The 18891-nt window shown below is 73.1% G+C and carries 17 protein-coding genes and 1 riboswitch; of the genes, 10 read left to right on the top strand and 7 right to left on the bottom strand.

Annotated features, from left to right (window positions below; all coding sequences use genetic code 11):
• Positions 1-27: 27 nt before the first annotated feature.
• From GKC29_RS19055 to GKC29_RS19030, 6 genes are all read right to left on the bottom strand, one after another.
• Positions 28-1368: an MFS transporter gene (locus tag GKC29_RS19055; protein WP_155332110.1), complete on the bottom strand. Its 1341-nt coding sequence runs from the start codon at positions 1366-1368 to the stop codon at positions 28-30.
• A 184-nt stretch (positions 1369-1552) separates the two neighbouring features.
• On the bottom strand, positions 1553-2461 hold the full coding sequence (locus GKC29_RS19050; protein WP_155332109.1) for a hypothetical protein: 909 nt from the start codon (positions 2459-2461) through the stop codon (positions 1553-1555).
• A gap of 70 nt (positions 2462-2531) precedes the next feature.
• On the bottom strand, positions 2532-3653 hold the full coding sequence (locus GKC29_RS30040; protein WP_230688711.1) for a hypothetical protein: 1122 nt from the start codon (positions 3651-3653) through the stop codon (positions 2532-2534).
• Between the two features lie 34 nt (positions 3654-3687).
• Positions 3688-5361 carry a serine/threonine-protein kinase gene (locus GKC29_RS19040; RefSeq protein ID WP_155332108.1) on the bottom strand — a complete coding sequence of 558 codons (1674 nt, stop codon included), beginning with the start codon at positions 5359-5361 and terminating at the stop codon, positions 3688-3690.
• A 286-nt stretch (positions 5362-5647) separates the two neighbouring features.
• Positions 5648-6499, bottom strand: coding sequence for a slipin family protein (locus GKC29_RS19035; RefSeq protein WP_155332107.1), 852 nt, complete (start codon positions 6497-6499; stop codon positions 5648-5650).
• A 77-nt stretch (positions 6500-6576) separates the two neighbouring features.
• Positions 6577-8409: a glycoside hydrolase family 15 protein gene (locus tag GKC29_RS19030; RefSeq protein WP_155332106.1), complete on the bottom strand. Its 1833-nt coding sequence runs from the start codon at positions 8407-8409 to the stop codon at positions 6577-6579.
• A 193-nt stretch (positions 8410-8602) separates the two neighbouring features.
• Here GKC29_RS19030 and GKC29_RS19025 point away from each other — a divergent pair, with 193 nt between their 5' ends.
• The 8 genes from GKC29_RS19025 to GKC29_RS18990 all read left to right on the top strand — a co-directional run bounded on the left by GKC29_RS19025 (position 8603) and on the right by GKC29_RS18990 (position 16328).
• Positions 8603-9295 (top strand): RraA family protein, encoded by a 693-nt coding sequence (locus GKC29_RS19025; protein WP_155332105.1) that lies wholly within the window; start codon positions 8603-8605, stop codon positions 9293-9295.
• Between the two features lie 81 nt (positions 9296-9376).
• Positions 9377-9489, top strand: a riboswitch (SAM riboswitch).
• 225 nt (positions 9490-9714) lie between these two features.
• On the top strand, positions 9715-10554 hold the full coding sequence (locus GKC29_RS19020; RefSeq protein WP_155332104.1) for an ABC transporter substrate-binding protein: 840 nt from the start codon (positions 9715-9717) through the stop codon (positions 10552-10554).
• Positions 10555-10643: 89 nt separating this feature from the next.
• Positions 10644-11417, top strand: a complete 774-nt coding sequence (locus GKC29_RS19015; protein ID WP_155332103.1) for an amino acid ABC transporter permease — start codon at positions 10644-10646, stop codon at positions 11415-11417.
• Positions 11414-12145, top strand: a complete 732-nt coding sequence (locus tag GKC29_RS19010; protein ID WP_155332102.1) for an amino acid ABC transporter ATP-binding protein — start codon at positions 11414-11416, stop codon at positions 12143-12145. The genes GKC29_RS19015 and GKC29_RS19010 overlap by 4 nt, the downstream gene beginning before the upstream one ends.
• Before the next feature lie 132 nt (positions 12146-12277).
• Positions 12278-13405, top strand: a complete 1128-nt coding sequence (locus GKC29_RS19005; protein WP_155332101.1) for a peptidoglycan-binding protein — start codon at positions 12278-12280, stop codon at positions 13403-13405.
• Positions 13406-13538: 133 nt separating this feature from the next.
• Positions 13539-13952, top strand: coding sequence for a VOC family protein (locus tag GKC29_RS19000; RefSeq protein ID WP_155332100.1), 414 nt, complete (start codon positions 13539-13541; stop codon positions 13950-13952).
• A gap of 409 nt (positions 13953-14361) precedes the next feature.
• Positions 14362-14988 carry a TetR/AcrR family transcriptional regulator gene (locus GKC29_RS18995; protein WP_155332099.1) on the top strand — a complete coding sequence of 209 codons (627 nt, stop codon included), beginning with the start codon at positions 14362-14364 and terminating at the stop codon, positions 14986-14988.
• A 161-nt stretch (positions 14989-15149) separates the two neighbouring features.
• On the top strand, positions 15150-16328 hold the full coding sequence (locus GKC29_RS18990; RefSeq protein WP_155332098.1) for a CSLREA domain-containing protein: 1179 nt from the start codon (positions 15150-15152) through the stop codon (positions 16326-16328).
• Positions 16329-16414: 86 nt separating this feature from the next.
• On the opposite strand, the gene GKC29_RS18985 is transcribed toward GKC29_RS18990, so the two are convergent.
• Positions 16415-16567, bottom strand: a complete 153-nt coding sequence (locus GKC29_RS18985) for a hypothetical protein (protein ID WP_230688710.1) — start codon at positions 16565-16567, stop codon at positions 16415-16417.
• Positions 16568-16732: 165 nt separating this feature from the next.
• Here GKC29_RS18985 and GKC29_RS18980 point away from each other — a divergent pair, with 165 nt between their 5' ends.
• Both GKC29_RS18980 and GKC29_RS18975 read left to right on the top strand, forming a co-directional pair.
• Complete coding sequence (locus tag GKC29_RS18980; RefSeq protein ID WP_155332097.1) at positions 16733-18307, top strand: FMN-binding glutamate synthase family protein; 1575 nt, start codon at positions 16733-16735, stop codon at positions 18305-18307.
• A 50-nt stretch (positions 18308-18357) separates the two neighbouring features.
• Positions 18358-18879: a GNAT family N-acetyltransferase gene (locus GKC29_RS18975; protein WP_155332096.1), complete on the top strand. Its 522-nt coding sequence runs from the start codon at positions 18358-18360 to the stop codon at positions 18877-18879.
• Positions 18880-18891 lie beyond the last annotated feature (12 nt).

Raw genomic sequence — 18891 nt, 5'->3', positions numbered from 1 at the left:
CCGCGCCACGGTCAGCCGACCGGGCGGTCAGCGGGCCCGGGTGGTGGGCGAGGCTCGCCGGGCCCGATCGGCCGCCATCAGCAGGGCCATGACGAGGTACGGGCCCGCGGCCACCGCGAACGCGACACCGTTGCCGGCGGCGGTGGCGAGCAGCCCGTACGTGGCGTAGACGGCGATGATCGTCACGTCGGTCGCCATGCCGGCCAGCGACGTGACCGTCGCCCGGCTCGGGCCGGTGATCCGGGCCTGGAGCCGGGCGTCGGCCAGCACGGTCGCCAGTTGGAAGCCGCCGAAGGCGGCACCGACCAGCACGAACCCGACCGGCTGGCCGAGCAGCGCGCCCACGGCCAGCGCGGCGGCCGACCCGGCGAGCAGGCCGCCGTAGCCCCGGCGGCCGAGCCGCTCCCCCGCCGGGGCGAGCAGGCCACCGACCGCCACCCCGACCCAGGTGAGCAGGAGCAGCAGCGGCACGACCGGCTCGGACACACCGGTGTCCCGGGCCAGCAGGGGGGTGTACTCGTCGAGCGCGCCCCACACCGCGGCGACCGCGGCGACGAGCAGCACCGCCGCCCGGACCCGCCGGTCGGCGTGCGCCTCGGCGAGCCCGGCCCGCAGGCTGCCCCACCAGCCGAGGTCATCGTCGCAGTCCGTGCCGCCCGACTGGCCGGACCGGCCGAAACCGTCGGAACCACCGGAGTCGCGGGAACCGCCGGAACCACCGGCAACGCCGGAGCGGGCGGAACCGCCGGGCGGACCGGAGCCGGCGTGGTCGGCACCGGGGTCGCGGTGCTCCGGCAGGCGGGTGGCGACCGCGGCGGCGAGCAGGCACGCGAGGACGCTCGCCGCCCCCACGGCCGGGTAGCCGCCGACGGCCAGCACCGGCGCGGCCAGCACGATGGACGCCAGCACGCCGACGGTCTCCGCGGTGCGGGCCCGGCCGATGACGCGCGCGTACCGGCCGGCCGCGCCGAGGTGGTCGAGTTCGGTGTAGACCAGCGCCTCCAGCGCGCCGGAGGCGAGCGCCCCACCGGCGCCCCAGAGCAGGAAACCGGCGGCGAACGCCGGGTACGACGGGACGAGCACCCAGAGGGCGAACCCGGCGGCGGTCACCAGCGGCGCGAGACTGAGCAGCAGCCGCCGCGAGAGCGCGTCCGCGAGCGCGCCGGAGGGGACCTCCAGCAGGATGCCGCTCGCCGACCAGATGACGAACAGGGTGGAGATCTGCCAGACCGACAGGCCGGTGTCGGCGAAGAGCAGCGCGTAGACCGGATAGAGCAGCACGAGGTCGCGCAGGCCCGCGTACGCGTAGAGGGTCGCCGCGAGCCGGCGGACCCGGCGGTCGGGCCGCCGGACGGTGATGGGGGTCATGGAACCTTCCCGTGGGGTGAGAGTGGACGCCGGACGTACGGCGGCCACGGCGGCCCACGGGACGGGCTCTCAGCGGTGGATCAACATCGCCACGTCATGCCGGTGATGCTAGACGGCCCCGGCGCGGGCGACCACACGGTTCGGGGCGGGATCCGTCGTGGATCCCGCCCCGAACACCGGCCGGTCAGCGGCGGAACTTCTCGCTGTCCGCCGGCGGGATGACCACCGTCGCCTCGACGTCGTCGGCCGCCGGTTGCGCCGGTCGCGACGGGACCGGGGTGGCGTCGGCGTCACCGGCACGCGGCACGGGCACGGTTGGGTCGGCGTCGGTCGTCGCCCTCGGCACGACCTGCGTGGCGTCGGCACCGGCACCCAGGTGCGCCTCGGTGTCCCGGCGTCCCGCCTGGTAGGCGCGGGCGTGGGTGGCGATGGCGTGGGACTCCTGCTCCGCCCGGGTCAGCCACGACTCCCAGCGGCTCTGCATCGGACGGACCAGGCCGCCGCCGACCCCGACGACGAGGATGCCGCCGACGGTGGCGAGCACGGCCACGAGCACCGGGGTGGTGATCGCGGTGGCGACGCCGATCTGGTTCAGCGCGGCGATCACGCCGAGGCCGAGGATGAAGACGTACGCGATGGTGGCCAGGATCCGCCCGTACGACAGGCCGCCCAGGGCGCCGCTGACGATGTCGCGGACCGCGTTGGCGATCGCGGCCGCCACCACCACGATCACGATCGCCACGAACGCCCGCGGCAGCCAGGCGATCACGCCGGCGATCAGGTCGGAGATCGGGTTCGGGCCCCAGATGCCGAAGGCGATCTGGAGCGTCACCAGCAGGATCGCGTAGTAGACGAGCTTGGCCACGAGGTCGCTGGCGTCGTAGCGGGAGCGGGCGAGCGCGCGGCGGATGCCGCCACGCTCGACGGCCCGGTCGAAGCCGACCCGCTCCAGCACCTTGTCGACGATCTTGAGGGCTGCCTTGGCGACCAGCCAACCGACCACCAGGATGGCCACGAAGGCGAGGGCCTTGGGCAGGAAGAGCAGCACCGAGCGGAGGGCGTCCCCCGCCGCGTCACCAATGTTCTCTCTCATCGAGTTCCTCCAGGGGCATGCGGTTCGTCCGCCCGACCTACCCCTGGCGCCGACGCGAGAAACCCCGGCGTCAGCGGCGGCAGGCGTAGCTGACCTCCGTCCGCGCCTGCGCCGGCGCGGGCTCGGTGATGTTGACCGTCGCCGTCTCGGTGGTGCGGCCGACCCCGGCGAACGACCACCGCAGCGTCAGGTCCACGGTGCGCTGGCCGCGGCCGACCCGTTCGGTGAGCACCGCGCCCGGCGCGCTGCCGGAGCGCAGCCACTGGTAGCGGATCTCGCCCGCCCGGCCGTTGGTCGTCACCGTGGCGACCACGTCGACGGTGACGTCGCAGCGGTCACCGGCCGGCTCGGGCACCGCCACGGTCACCCCGTTGATCTCCAGTGGACGGAACTGCTGCCACAGGTAGAGCCCGACGACCGCCACCAGCACCAGGGTGAGCAGGGCGGACAGCACCGACGTCACGCGCCGCCACAGCGGGCGGCGGCGCGGCGGTGGCGCGGGCGACGGCCAGGCCGGGGCGGACGGCGGCGCGGCGGGCACACCGGGGCCGAACCGCACCTCGCCGCCCGTCGGGGACGGCCGGGTGTCCGGGGTACGCGCGCCGCCACGGGAGGCGGGCCGGCCGGTGCGCCCGCCGAAGACGGTTCCCGGTCCGGTGGCTGCGGTGCCCTCCCCCGCCGCGGTGGCGGTCGACTCCCCACCCGGTGCCGCAGGGGTCGAACTCCAGGTGGCCGCGGCGGTCGTCGGCTCCCACGTCGGCGCGGCGGCGGTCGTGGTCTCCCAGGTCGGGGCGGCGGCGAGGTGGACCGTGCGCTCGTCGGCCGGTTCCGGCGCGCGCAGGTGCACGGTCGCCTCGCCCTGGTGCACGGTCGCCTCGCCGTCGTACGCGGTCCACCCGCCGGCGCGCAGATCCGTCGTCGGCTCCTCGGGAGGCCGGCGCGCGGCGGGCGGGGCGGCCGACAGGTGCAGGGTCGGCTGACCCTCCGGGCCCGGCGCGGGGACGAACCGGGTCGTGGCCGCGTCCGGCGTCAGCCGGGCGGTGGCCTCGTCGCCGCCCAGGCGCACGGTCGCGCCCGCCGCGTCGAGGTCAGTGGTCGGCTCGTCCGGCGCGGGCGGACGGCCCAGGTGCACGGTCGCGCCGTCGTCGGGTGTCCACCCGCCCGGCGTCGTCCGGTCGTCCGGCTGGGTCACGGCAGCCCGCCTCCTGTCGGTGTGCCGGGCGTCGTCAGCCCGGGGTGCAGTACGGGTAGAGCGTCACGTACACCGGGCCGCCCTCCGCCGAGGTGTTACCGGCCCGGTCGGTCGCGACCACCCGGACCGGGATGCGCGTGCTGTCGGCCGGCCGGGGCAGGTCGCCGAGCACGCCGGTGAACACGCCCCGCCCGGCGGCGCTCATCGTGACCTCGGTGGTGCGGTTGTCCAGCGTGTACCGCAGGCGTACCCGCAGGTCCCCGGCGGCGGTCCGGTCGTCGGAGGCGGTGGCGGTGACGGTGCTCGCGGTGGGCCCGTACGGGCAGCCCTTCGGGTCGAGCTGGGTGGGGCTGGCGCCGACCTTCCCGACCGTCGGGGCGGTCGTGTCCGGTGGGGGCGGCGGGCTGGTGGACGTGGTGGGCGGGGGTGCCGGCGGGGTGGTCGCCGGGGCGGTCGTCGCCGGGGCGCCCGGCGTGGTCGGGTCACCCGGCGCGCCCGGGGTGCCGGTCGCGCCACCGGTCGGCGCCGCCGTCGTGGGGCCGGCGGTCACCGTGGAGGTGGCCGTCGGGTCGGGCGTCGCGGTCGGCGCCCCGGGCGCGGCGCCCGGAGCCGTCGTGACGACGGTGTCGGCGGTGGGCTTCGCGTCGGCCGTCGCGCCGGGCGCCGAGTCCTCCCGGGCGGCGTAGCTCAACCCGGCACCGCCCAGCACGACGGCCGCCGCCACGACGCCGGCCACCAGGGCAGGGCGGGCCCGGCCGCCGCGCAGCCACCCCCACCGGCCGGTGCCCGAACTCAACGTCGTGGTCGCCACGCTGGTGGCGCCGCCGGTGCCGTCGCGGAACGGGAAGAGCGCGGCGAGCAGGGCGGCCCGGCGGGCCAGCTCGCGCAGGCCGCGCTCCTCCCACTCCGGCCCGTACGCGTCCGCCGCCACCTGTTCCAGGGCGGCGAGGAAGACCTCCGCCGGCTGGGGACGCTCGTCCGGGCGCTTCGCCATGCCGTGCCGCAGCAGGTCGTGCACCGGCGCCGGGGCCGGGTCGGTGGGGATCGGCTCCTCCGCGTGCTGCCGGCGCAGCGTGAACAGGTCCCGCCCGTCGTACGGGGGCCGGCCGGTCAGGCACTCGTAGAAGGTGGCGGTCGCGGCGTAGATGTCGCAGGCCGGGCTGGCCGGCGCGCCGGTCCACTGCTCGGGCGCCATGTAGCGGGGTGTCCCGGAGACGGCGGCGCCGGAGCCGGTGCCGGCCGGCAGGGCGATCCCGAAGTCGGCGAGCTTGCTGGCGCCCTCGGCGGTGACCAGCACGTTCTCCGGTTTGTAGTCCCGGTGCACCACGCCACGGGCGTGCGCCGCGCCGAGCCCCGCCAGGGATCCCTTGAGGACGACCAGCGCCGCCTCGGGCGTGGTGGCGCCGTTGGCGCCCAGCATCTGGCGCAGGGAGACACCGTTGACCAGTTCCATGACGATGGCCGCGCCGCCGGGCGACTCGACGTACTCGTAGAGGCGCGACACGTGCGGGTTGTCGATCTCGGCCAGCACGCGGGCCTCGGTGCGGAACGCGTCCCGGAACGACGGGGCGTCGCCGACCGCGCCGGTCAGGTACTTGATCGCCACCGGCGTGCCCGTCGCGTCGTGGACGGCGAGGTCGACCCGCCCGGACGCGCCCACGCCGAGCTGCCGCACGGGCGTGTAGCCGGAGACCTGCCAGCCGGTCACGCCAACCCCTCCTCCGACCCGGCAGGACGGGTCACCCGCCCGCCCCGCTGCTCATTGTGGTCGGGCCGGCGGGCCGGGCCATCGGCGCATCGGTTGCTTCCCCGGCCCGGACGTCGGGCCGGGGCCGCCCCGGGGACCGGGCTCCCGGGATCATGGTCGGTTACGGACACGGCCCAGTGGTAGCAGGTACCCGCAAGCTCACCGGCCGGTGACCGGGGTGGGACGGCGCGCGTCGTACCTCCACGGCGGGGGCCGGGAGTGACCCGTCGGACCCCGCCCGCCCGGTCTACCGGCGCGGGCCGCCGTCGCCGCGGTGACCGTCGCCGGGCAGCGGGCCCACCGGCTCCGCCACGACCTCGCCCTGGTCGGCGGACGTGGTACACGCGTACTTGTCGAAGAAGCGCAGCAACTCCACCGGGAACGGCATCACCAGCGTGCTGTTCTTCTCCGCGGCCACGTCCGACACGGTCTGCAGCAGCCGCAACTGGTACGCCCCCGGGGTGCCGGCCATCATCCGGGACGCGTCGGCCAGTCGCCGGGACGCCTGGTACTCACCGTCGGCGGCGATGACCCGCGCCCGCCGGTCCCGCTCGGCCTCGGCCTGGCGGGACATCGAGCGCTTCATCCCCTCCGGCAACGCGACGTCCTTGACCTCGACCCGCTCGATGTTCAGCCCCCACGGCTCCTCGGTCGGGGCGTCGATCACCGACTTGAGGTCGGCGTTGACCCTGTCCCGGTCGGAGAGGAGGATGTCCAGGTCCACCTTGCCGATGACCGACCGCAGCGCGGTCTGCGAGATCTGCAGCACCGCCGCCGGGTACTGGCGCACGTTCACCAGGGCCTTCACCGGGTCCACGACGCGGTAGTAGACCACCGCGTCCACGGTGACGGTCACGTTGTCGCGGGTGATGACGCCCTGCGACGGCACGTCGATCACCGTGGTCTGCATGCTGACCCGGACCATCCGGTCCGCGACGGGGATGATCAGCCGTAGGCCGGGCTGCCGGACGGGCTGCACCACGCGGCCGAACCGGAACACGACACCGCGCTGGTACTGCTGCACGATCCGGATGCTCAGCACGCCGAGCAGCACCAGGACCGCAAGCGCGATCACCACGCCGATGACACCGCCTACCATGAAACCCCCGATCGGTACGCCTCCGCGGCGGCCCTTTCCCGCTGCGGGGCGGAATAGTCCTCGGGAAACCGGCCGGGTCACGCGTGGGAGTCGAGCAGCCGGTCGAGGTTCACGGCGGTGCTGATCAGCGACAGGTGGCTGAAGGCCTGCGGGAAGTTGCCGGTCTGCTCGCCGCTGGCCGCGATCTCCTCGGAGTAGAGGCCGAGCGGGCTGGCGTAGGTGAACATCTTCTCGAGGGTCAGCCGGGCGTCGTCGAGCCGGCCGGACTCGGCGAGGGCCTGGACGTACCAGAACGTGCACATGGTGAAGGTGCTCTCGCTGCCGGCCAGGCCGTCCAGTGCCGCCTCCGGGTTGTAGCGGTAGACGAGGCTGTCGGAGACGAGCTCGGCGTCCATGGCGCGCAGGGTCGACTGCCACATCGGGTCGGTCGGCGACACGAAGCCGACGGCGGGCATGGCGAGCAGCGCCGCGTCCAGCACCTCGGTGCCGTAGTGCTGGACGAACGCCTGGCGGCCGGGGCGGAACCCCCTCGCCATGATCTGGTGGTAGATGTCGTCGCGGACGGCCGTCCAGCGGTTCGTGTCGCCGGGGCGTCCGTGCCGGTGCGCGAGCCGGACGGCCCGGTCGAGGGCGACCCAGGACATCAGCCGCCCGTACGTGAAGTCGTGCCGGCCACCGCGGGTCTCCCAGATCCCGTCCTCGGGCTGGTCCCAGTTGTCGCAGAGCCAGTCCACCAGGCGCGCGGTGTTCCGCCAGCCCTCGTGGCCCGGCTGCAGTCCCTGGCCGTCGGCGACGTGGAGAGCGTTGAGCGCCTCCCCGTAGATGTCGAGTTGCAGCTGGTTGGCGGCACCGTTGCCCACCCGCACCGGCGCCGAGCCGCGGTAGCCCTCGAAGTGGTCGAGCATTTCCTCGGCGAGGTCCGGTGAGCCGTCGACGCGGTACATGATCTGCAGTGGTCGATCGCTCTCCCCGGCGTCCCGGACTCGGTCGTTGACCCAGCGCATGTACTGCATCGCCTCGTCCTTGAAGCCCAGGCACAGGAGCGAGTGCACCGAGAAGGACGCGTCGCGGATCCAGGTGTAGCGGTAGTCCCAGTTGCGGACGCCGCCGATGTGCTCGGGCAGCCCCGCGGTGGGGGCGGCGATCAGCGCCCCGGTGGGCGCGTACGTCATGAGCTTGAGGGTCATCGCGGACCGCTCCACCATCTCCCGCCAGCGGCCGGTGTACCGGGAGCGGCCCAGCCAGCGCCGCCAGAAGTCGCGGGTCTCCTCGAGCAGCTCCCGCGCCTCGCCGGGGCTGTAGGCGCCGGGCGGATCCGGCGATTCGCCGGTCTCCAGGTGGATGCCCCCGGCCTCGCCCTCGTGCAGGGTGGCGATGAGACACAGGCCGTCCTCGCTGCGCCGGCGTTCGTGCTCCTCGGACAGCCGTTCCGCGTAGCGGATGGGACTCAGGGCGAGGGAGAGCGTGGAACTGCGCAGGATGCTGCCGTTGGGGTGCACCTCGAGCTGGTAGGCATCACGGCCGTAGTTGAACCGGGGCCGGCAGTCGAGCCGGAACCGCATGCTGCCCCGAACCATGCGGAGCAGCCGCACCAGGCGGTGCCGGTCGGTCGGTCGGTCTCCCGCCACCGGCATGAAGTCCACCAGCTCACCCACGCCGTCCGCGCTCATGAACCGGGTGATCAGGATCGCCGTGCCGGGCAGGTAGAGCTGCTTGCTCACGTAGTCGACGCCGTCCGGCACGATCTGGAAGTAGCCACCCCGGTGCCGGTCCAGCAGTCCGCCGAAGATGCTCGGCGAGTCGAACCGCGGGGCGCAGAACCAGTCGATCGTGCCGTCCATGCTCACCAGCGCCGCGGTCTGCAGGTCGCCGATCAGCCCGTGCGCCTCCACGGCAGGGTACGAGTCCACCCGACCTCCCCAGGTCCCTTTCCGACCGCGCGACTACCCCCGACCTCGCCCGGCACACCTCGCATCGGGTCCGGGCACGGAAGCCGGCGCGAGCCGGTCCGGGCTCGGGCCAGCGGCCGGAGATTGGATCTCGCTCCGCCACCGCTGTCCGTCCCTACGATGGGTGCTCGACCGCCCCGAGGGAGGACGTCGGATGCCGGAGCCGTTCACCGACCTGTCCACGCCGCTGGTGGCCGACGCGTGCGTACGGCTGGGGGTGCCGCTGCGGGCCGCGCCCGCCGGGATCCGGCCGGTCGTCGCCGGCCAGCGCCTCGCGGGGCGGGTGCTGCCGGTCCGCCACCACGGAAGCGTGGACGTGTTCCTGGAGGCGTACACCCGGGCGGCGCCCGGTGAGGTGCTGGTGATCGACAACGCCGGGCGGACGGACGAGGCGTGCGTGGGTGACCTGGCGGTGCTGGAGGCCGCGGCGGCCGGGGTCGCCGGGCTGGTGGTGTGGGGCCTGCACCGCGACACCCCCGAGCTGGTGGAGATCGGCGTGCCGGTCTTCAGCTACGGCGCCCTGCCGCTGGGCCCGATGCGACTCGACGACCGGGATCCCGAGACGCTGACCAGCGCCCGGGTCGGCCCGCACGTGGTCGACGGCGCGGACCTGGTGCTGGCGGACGACGACGGGGTGCTGTTCGTCCCGGCCGCCCGGGCCGAGGAGGTGTCCGCGACCGCCGAGCGGATCCGCCGCACCGAGCGCGTCCAGGCCCAACGCATCCGGGCCGGCGAGACGCTGCGGGAGCAGACCGCCTTCGCGGAGTACCTGGCCCGCCGCGACGCCGACCCGGGGTACACGTTCCGGGCGCACCTGCGCCGGGTCGGCGGGGCCATCGAGGAGTGACGAATCCGCAGGCCCGGCGGCACGTGAGGGTGGTCATAACGGCTGGACGGCGGATCGTCACGCGCTGCTAGTGTCGGTCCAGGTCATGAGCGCCAGCGTGAAGCCCCGGCTTGCTGGCCGGCAACCCTCGTCCACGTAGGGGTGCCCCGGGTGAGGACCGGGCACCGGAGCGGGCTCCGGTGCAAGCGTGGCCTGGCACCCCAGGTCAGCACCGACCTGGAGGAGAGCCGTGTCCGTCCGCACCGTCGCCCCGCCAGCCCTGACCCGGCGTCGTCACGTCGACATGATGCGGGTCTGCAGCGCCGCGTGTAGCTGAGCGCCCCACTCCCTCGCACCGAACCATCCCAGCGGTCCGCCCACCGGCGCACCGCCGGCGGCGCACGCCCGTGCCCGCCCGGACAACCCTCTCGGAGACACCTGTGCGATTCCTTCCTGCCCTGACCCGGGCCGCCGCCCTCGCCGTCGCCGCCGTCCTCGGCGCCGCCACCCTCACCGCCTGCGGCGGTGACGACGCCACCGGCTCGGCGGACAACCCGTACGGCCTGCTCCAGCCCGGCGTGCTGCGGGCCGGCACGCTCACCGACGCACCGCCGAACGTCTACCTGAAGGACGGGACGTTCACCGGTTTCGACAACGACCTGCTGGTCGCGGCGGCCGACCGGATCGGCCTGAAGGTGGAGTTCGTCGGCACCGACTTCTCGGCGCTGCTCGCCCAGGTGGCGAACCGCAAGTTCGATGTCGGAAGCTCGTCGATCACCATCACCGAGGCGCGGAAGAGGACCGTCGACTTCGGCAACGGCTACGACTTCGGCTACTTCGGACTCGACGTGCCGGCCGGCTCCACCATCACCGGCTTCGACCAGCTCGAGGGCAGGCGGGTGGTGGTCGTCCAGGGCACCGTGCAGGACGACTACGCCACCCGTAAGGGCCTCGACCCGGTGCGGGTGCCGGACTACAACGGCGCGATCAACCAGCTCAAGGCGGGCACCGCCGACGCGTGGATCGCCCCGGCGGAGATCGGCGACGCGTCCGCCGTGGAGAGCAACGGCAAGATCAGGGTGGCGGCCAAGGAGCTCAGCCCGGCCCCGACCGCGTACGCGTTCGCCAAGGACAACGACAAGCTGCGCGCGGCCCTCGACAAGGCGCTCGACGAGGTCATCGCCGACGGCACCTGGAGCCGGCTGCAGCAGCAGTACTACCCCGGCCGACCGATCCCGCCGGACTTCAAGCCCGGCAGCGGCACGGTACCGGTCGGCTGACAAGGAAGGGCCCCTTGTTAACGCCTGGCGAGGTGAAGGGGCCCCTTCTTAACAGGAGAGAGCGAGCGGGGCGGTAGGAGAGGCGACTGATGGATCCGTTGAGCACCCTGTGGGAGACCTTCTTCGACTGGGACTCCATGCGCGAGGCGCTGCCCGAGATGCTGACCGTCGGGCTGCCCAACACGCTGATCCTGGCGGTCTCCGCCGCCCTGCTCGGCTCGGTGCTGGGCATGCTGCTGGCGGTCGCGGGCATCTCGCGTACGCGATGGTTGCGCTGGCCGGCCCGCGTCTACACCGACGTCTTCCGCGGCCTGCCGGCGGCGGCGACGATCCTCCTGATCGGCGTCGGGCTGGCGCCACTGGGGATGGAGGTGTGGGGCCCGAACCCGTACCCGCTCGGCATCCTGGCGCTGTCGCTGATCGCGGCGGCGTACATCGGGGAGATCTTCCGGTCCGGCATCCAGTCGGTGGAGGCCGCCCAACTGGACGCCGCCCGGGCCCTCGGCTTCTCGTGGGCCGAGGCGATGCGGATGGTGATCATCCCGCAGGGCGTCCGCCGCGTGCTGCCCGCGTGGGTCAACCAGCTCATCGCGCTGATCAAGGACTCCAGCCTGGTGTACTTCCTCGGCCTGCTGGCCAGCCAGCGGGAGCTGTTCCGGATCGGGCAGGACCACGCGGCGAACACCGGCAACCAGTCGGCGCTGCTGCTGGCCGGCCTGTTCTACCTGGCGCTGACCGTGCCGTTGACCCATGCGGTCAACTGGATCGACCGGCGGCTGCGGCACGGGCGTCCGGCCGGCCCACCCGGTGACGAGGACGGCGACCTGACGCCCGCCGGCGCGGTGGAGGGGAGCCCCCGATGAGTACGTCGGTCAGTGTGAGCCTCCGCGACGTGCACCTCGCGTTCGGCGCGAACCGCGTGCTGCGCGGCGTCGACCTGGACGTGCCGCGCGGGGCGACCGCCTGCATGATCGGCCCGTCGGGCTCCGGCAAGTCCACGTTGCTGCGGACGGTCAACCGGCTGATCGAGCCGGACCGCGGTGACGTGCTCCTCGACGGCCGCAGCGTCCTGGGCGACGACCCGGACCGGTTGCGGCAGCGGGTCGGCATGGTGTTCCAGCAGTTCAACCTGTTCCCGCACATGAGCGTGCTGCGCAACGTCACCCTCGCGCTCCGGCGGATCCGGAAGCTGTCCGAGGACGAGGCCGTCGCGGTGGCCCGGCACGAGTTGGACCGGGTCGGCCTCGCCGCCAAGGCGGACGCGCGGCCGGCGCAGCTCTCCGGCGGGCAGCAGCAGCGGGTCGCCATCGCCCGCGCGCTGGCGCTGCAGCCGCAGGTGATGCTCTTCGACGAGGCGACGTCGGCGTTGGACCCCGAGCTGGTCAAGGGCGTGCTGTCGCTGATGGCGGAGCTGTCCGCGGGGGGCATGACGATGGTGGTGGTCACCCACGAGATGGGCTTCGCCCGCGAGGTGGCCGACACGGTGGCCTTCATGGACCGGGGCGTGGTGCTGGAGGCGGGGCCACCGGCCGCGGTGTTCGATTCCGCCCGGCATCCGCGCCTGCGCCGGTTCCTCTCCCAGGTCCTCTGACGAGGGTCCGATCGGCACAGGGCCTAGCGCTGCCGGCGTCCTGGCAATATTCTCCACCTCACGCCCGGCCTTTGGAGCTGGTTTTCACGCGGCTCACTCCCACCCCCGCGTGCCGGGCGCGGAGGAGATGCCATGCACGTCGAGCAGAGCGAACTGGACCGACGCACGCTGCTGCGGGCCGGCCTCGGCGCCGCCACCGTGGCGGTCGTCGGCAGTGAACTCGCCTTCCCGGCCACCGCCCATGCCGACCCGGGCGCCGACCTGGACTGGATCTACAGCTGCGACGAGTGGGGCGCCCGGCCGCCCAAGGACCCCCTGGTGGTCAGCGCGATCCCGACCAACAAGATCATCGTGCACCACATGGCGTTCCCGAACGTCACCGACTACAGCGAGGCGCAGGCCATCAAGCTGGCCCGCGACTGCCAGAACCTGCACATCGACGGCAACGGCTGGTCCGACACCGGCCAGCATTTCACCGTCAGCCGCGGCGGGTACGTCCTGGAGGGACGGCGGGGCAGCCTGGAACGGCTCCAGGCCGGTGACCGGCAGATGGTCTCCGCGCACTGCCCGGGCGAGAACGGCCGCGCCATCGGCATCGAGAACGAGGGCACGTACGTCACCGAGACGCCGCCCGAGGTGCTGCTCGACTCGCTGGTCCGGCTCTGCACGACCATCTGCCGGCAGTACGGGCTGCACGCACACGACATCTTCGGCCACTGGGACTTCCGCAACACGCTGTGCCCCGGCGCCGCCTTCTACCGACAGTTCCCGATGCTGCGCCGCCGGGTCTTCGCCGAGCTCGGCACCGACCTGGCCGACGTGCCGGCCCGCCGCTGGCCGGACCTGTGGCGGTTCGTCGGGTCGCCGTCGGTGCGGGTGGTGCAGTACCTGCTCGCCCACCGCGGGTACGCGGTGACCCCGACCAGCGTCTTCGACGCGGCCACCGTCGCCGCCGTGCAGGACTGGCAGGCACGCAACGGCATCCCGGTCGACGTCGACGCCACCCTCACCACGCCCACCTGGGAGACCCTCGCGCCCGAGCTGGACCAGCACGCCGCCGGCCTGCCGGTCGCCGCGGTGCAGTTCATCCTCAACGCCAAGGGGTACGCCGAGGTCACCGTCACCGGCGAGTTCGACCACGTCACCAGGAAGGCCGTCAAAGACGTGCAGGGGCTGCACCGCCTGCCGCACAACGGCAAGGTCGACACCAACGCGTGGTGCGTGCTGGTGGGCGGCTCGGTCCGCCAGTCCTACCGCTGACGGCCTCCGCTCCGCGGTGGAGGTGGTCGACCACCTCCACCGCGCCGGCGGCGACGCGAGGGGCGCACGCGTCGTTGCCCGGTACCCGGTCGTTGCCACGGTGAGGCTGGCTACGACCTAGGAGGGTGTGCCCGTGCAGACCAAGCTGAACCCGTACCTCAACTTTCCCGGCACGGCGCGGCAGGCGATGGACTTCTACCAGAGCGTCTTCGGCGGGAGCCTGAACCAGAGCACGTTCGGCGAGTTCGGCAACGACGACCCGGCGCTGAAGGACAAGATCATGCACGCCATGCTGGAGGCGTCGAACGGCATCACGCTGATGGCGTCCGACATCGCCCCCGGGATGGAACACCAACCCGGCACCAACATCGCCATCAGCCTCAGCGGCGACGACGGTGACGAGCTGCGCGGCTACTGGAACAAGCTGTCGGCCAGCGGCACCGTCACCATGCCGTTGGAGAAGCAGGTGTGGGGCGACGAGTACGGCATGTGCGTGGACGGCTTCAGCATCGGTTGGATGGTGAACATCACCGCGCCGACGCCCTGACGGTCCGCCGTCCGCCCGAATCGCAACCGACGTCAGGCGATCTTCCCGGAAGGAGATCGCCTGGCGTCGTTCTACCCAAACGATTGTTCCGCCGAATTCAACCAAGTACGCAAGCTCGGGCTCCCCCAGCTCTTCACGTACGTCCACGGTGAGGTGGCGCCGACCGGTGCCGAGGAGCCACGGCTCTGGGCGATCGGCCCGCTGGTGCTGGTCTTCCTCATCACTGCAGGCGGCCAAACGCATCAGCCGGACGCTGGAGCTGGGGGGAGGGCCATCCGCGGGTTCTTCACGCCCGCCGCACCGTCGGCCGGCATCACGGCGACCCAACTCGGCGGGCTCCGGCTTCACCGCCCTCGCCTCCGGCGATGAACTGGTACGGGATCAACGGCCGAGCCCTACGCTGGACGCCATGCAGGACGCCGCCCCCCACGGTGCCGAGGTGCCCTCCCGCGAAGCGATCCTCGACGCCGCCACGGCACTGATGGCGCAGCTCGGCTACGCCGGTACCTCCATCTCGAAGATCTCCGCCGCCTCCGGGTCACCGGCCAGCTCGATCTACTGGCACTTCGGCAACAAGGACGGGATCTACCTCGCCGTGCTCCGCCGCGCCCGCCAGCACCTCGTCAACTCGCTTCCGGGAACCCCGGCCGGCGACACGGTGGACGAGCGGCTCACCGCGTTCCTCGACGGCGCCAGCGCCGCGTTCGAGCAGCACCCACACGACCTACGGATACTGCTCGATCTCGGCATGCTGGAGCAGGGCACCGGCGCCGCGGCCATCGCTGAGCTAGGGCAGTACCGGCTTGCCCTGCGGCAGTGGGCCGCCGAATCGCTCGGCCACGTCTTCGGCGTCGCCGACCGCCCGGCCGTCGCCGAGGAACTCGCCCGTTTCATGCTCAGCGTGGTCGGCGGGACCGCGATCGCGCGCTGGTTCGACGGTCCGGTGACGTCGCTGCCCGTACCGCAGCTGCGCGTCGCCCTGCTGGCCCTCGCCCGCCATCACCGACTCCCAGGGTTGGACGAAGGTCCGCCGTAGGCGGAGCCGTTGGAGGCCCAACCGCGCGCGCAGCCACCCGACCGGTCGTAGAACACGGTCGAGTGTCGGGCGTCCATGGCCACCTGTGCCGCATTGGGCTTCGGAGTCGTGGCCAGTGCCCCTGGCGGTTCCTCCCGCCGAACCGCGACGCCTCACATCCATTGACATCAGTCGTTGCGCTGGCCATCCTGAACGAGCAGGTTACTGAACGGTCACTATCCATATGTGTCCGCATATGGACCGATTTTGTCAGCAGGACCGGCCCAACGAAGGAGGACACGATGTTCCTGCGCAGACTGACGCTGACGGTGGCCGCTGCGGTCGCCGTCGCCGGCACCTCGGTCGCCGGCATCCCCGTGGCGAGCGCCACGGACAGTGGCGAGCAGCAGGCCGCGGTGACCGAGACGAGGACCATCCGGTACCAGGTGAACAGCGTGACCGACGCGCCGGACAGCGCCCCCGGCGACGGACGCTGCCGGGCCGACAACGGTGGCTGCACCCTTCGGGCCGCGGTGATGGAGGCCAACGCCACCTCCGGATCGACCATCGTGATCCCGGCCGGGCGGTACACCCTGAGCATCCCGCCGCGCGGCGTGCCGTTCACCGACTACACGCTCGCCGACGCCGCACACGGCAACCTCAAGGTGATGGCGCCGACCACCATCGTCGGCGCCGGCCTCGACAGCACGGTCATCGACGGTGGTCGCATCGACCGGGTCTTCACCGTGCGCCGCCCGGCCACGATCTCCGGTCTCACCGTCACCGGCGGCGTCGCGACGCCGCTCGCCGGGGCCGAGAGCTACTCCGCTGGCGGGGGCGTGCTGAACACCTCCGAGCTGACGATGGAACGGGTGCGGGTCACCGGGAACACCGCGGGCTTCGGTGGCGGCGTCTTCAACACCCCGACCAGCTCATTCATCCTGCGCGACAGCCTGGTGGACCTCAACGAGGCCGGTGAGGCCGGCGGCATCCGGTTCGATTCAGACGGGCTGGTCGAACGGGCGACGATCACCCGTAACCGGGTCGTCAACCCGCACGATCCCACCCGACCCGGCGAGCTGGCCGGCCTCGGCGGCGGCATCGACGTACGTGGTCCCGGGATCACCGTGGTCGGCTCGCGGGTGACCGACAACTACGCCGAGGACGGGGGAGGCGGCATCAACATCACGCTCGCGTACGTACCCGGTCCGGAGGTGCCGGTGGGCCCTGGCCGGGTCGAACTGCAGGACTCCGTCGTCACCGGCAACACCCGCGCGGGCGGGCCGAGCGACTGCCGAGCGGTGCTGGCCAGGATCGTCGACCTTGGCGGCAACACCGACTCCGACGGCAGCTGCACCTGATACGACGAGCCGCCACGCCCGGCCGATCCGCAACGCACGGCTCGACCGGCCCGCCAGGTTCAGCCGGGCGTGGCGCCACCGATCGCTTAGGCGGCCTGGAGCGACTCCCGCACCCTGCGTCTGCCGTCGGGCGAGGTGAAGGCGAGCGTCCGGTCGATCGCGTCGCGCAGGTCGAGCTGTCCGCCGATCGCGTTCTCCCAGAGCGGCGTGTTGGCGTCCTCGTGGTCGGCGAGCCACACCGTGGCGCCCGAGTTTGCGGGCGTTGATCGTCATCTTCGCGTCGGTCGGGCAGTCCACGGGACGCTGCCGTCGACTCCAGTTGCGCGGCCGGCGGACCGCGAGTGGTGGGCGGTCGGACCCGCACCCCCGTTTGACCGGGCACGATCGCGGAAAGAGTGGCGGGCATGAACTGGGCCCGTCGAGCCGTACCCGCCGCCGTCACCGCCGTCGCCGCTCTCGCCGCGCGCGACCTGCTGCAACGTGACCACGCGCTGCTGCGCAACTTCCCGGTCCTCGGTCGCGCCCGCTACCTGCTGGAGTCGATCGGGCCGGAGCTGCGCCAGTACATCGTGGCCGGCAACAACGAGGAGCGGCCGTTCACGCGCGACCAGCGACGCTGGGTGTACGCGTCGGCGAAGGAGCAGAACAACTACTTCGGGTTCGGCACGGACAACGACATCGAGTACACCCCCGGGTACCCGATCATCAAGCACCGCACGTTCGGCCGGGCGGTGCCGCCGTCGTCCCCCGGCGCCGGGCACGACGTCACGCTCCCCTGCGCGAAGGTGCTCGGCGCCGCCCGGGGCCGGGCCCGCGCGTTCCGTCCGGAGTCGGTGGTCAACATCTCCGGCATGAGCTTCGGCTCCCTCTCGGGCAGGGCGGTCGAGGCGCTGAACCGGGGCGCCGCCCTGGCCGGCTGCCTGCACAACACCGGTGAGGGCGGGCTGTCGCCGTACCACCGCAAGGGCGGTGACCTGGTCTTCCAGATCGGCACCGCGTACTTCGGCTGCCGCGACGAGCACGGCCGGTTCAGCCTGGAACGGCTCAAGGACCTGGTCGCCGGCGCGCCGGTCAAGGCGCTGGAGATCAAGCTCAGCCAGGGCGCGAAGCCGAGCCTCGGCGGCCTGCTGCCGGCGGCGAAGGTGTCCGCCGAGATCGCCGCGACCCGCGGAATCGCCCAGGGTCGGGACTGCGTCAGCCCGTCGCGGCACGCCGAGTTCTCCGACTGCGACAGCCTCCTGGACTGGGTGGAACTGCTCGCCGCCGAGACCGGCCTGCCGGTGGGCATCAAGTCCGCGGTCGGCGACCTCGGCTTCTGGGAGGAGCTGACCACGCTGATGCGCGACACCGGGCGCGGCGTGGACTTCGTGACGGTCGACGGCGGCGAGGGCGGCACGGGCGCCGCGCCCTTGATCTTCACCGACTCGGTGTCGTTGCCGTTCCAGCAGGGCTTCTCGCGGGTCCACCGGGTCTTCGCCGAGCGGGGCCTGCACGAGCAGGTCGTCTTCGTCGGCGCGGGCAAGCTCGGCCTGCCGGACAACGCCGTGGTGGCGTTCGCCCTCGGCGCCGACATGGTGAACGTCGGCCGTGAGGCGATGCTGGCCATCGGCTGCATCCAGGCCCAGAAGTGCCACACCGACACCTGCCCCACCGGCGTCGCCACCCAGAACGCGTGGCTGGCCCGGGGCCTCGACCCCGCCCGCAAGTCGGTGCGGGCCGCGAACTACATCCGTACGTTGCGGCGCGACCTGATGAAGGTGGCCGAGGCGTGCGGCGTCGAGCACCCCGGGCTGATCGACACGGGCTCGGTCGAGGTCCTCGACGGGCGTACCGCCTCCACCCCGCTGGACCAGGTGTACGGGTACCGCCCCGGGTGGGGACTCCCGTCGGCCGCCGACCGGGCCGAGATCGTCCGGCTGATGACGGCCGAGGCGCCGCAGGGCAGCAGCGCACCCCCCTCCCCGACCGCGGTGGGCTGACCACGAAAAATCGCGGGCGCCGCCGGGCGGGTCTCGCCTACGGTGACGCGGTGCTGATCCGACGTGAGTCCCCCGCCGACATCGCCGCCATCCACGCCGTACACGCCGCCGCGTTCGCGGACCCGCAGCGGCCGGACGCCGTACCGGTGGAGGCCGCCCTGGTCGACGCGCTGCGCGCCGACGCCGGCTGGCTGCCGGCGCTCTCCCTGGTCGCCGTCGTCGACGGCGAGGTGGTGGGGCACGTCGTGGCCACCCGTGGGCACGTCGACGGCGAGCCGGTCGCACTGGGGCTCGGGCCGCTCGGGGTGCTGCCGGTCCGGCAGCGGCGCGGGGTCGGGTCGGCGCTGATGCACGCCGTGCTCGGCGCCGCCGACGCGCTCGACGAGCCGCTCGTGGTGCTCCTCGGCCACCTCGACTACTACCCGCGGTTCGGGTTCCGCCCCGCGGTCGACCTGGGCGTCACCCCGCCGGTGCCGGCGTGGGGCGCCCACTTCCAGGCCCGCCCGATGACGGCCTGGCGGGACACCATCAAGGGCGAGTTCGCGTACGCGGCTCCGTTCGCGGACCTGTAGGCCCCGGCTCCG

Source organism: Micromonospora sp. WMMC415, assembly GCF_009707425.1.
Classification (GTDB): Bacteria; Actinomycetota; Actinomycetes; order Mycobacteriales; family Micromonosporaceae; genus Micromonospora.
Note: the sequence above shows the minus strand (reverse complement) of the source record. Positions and strands in the feature narration are given on the sequence as shown.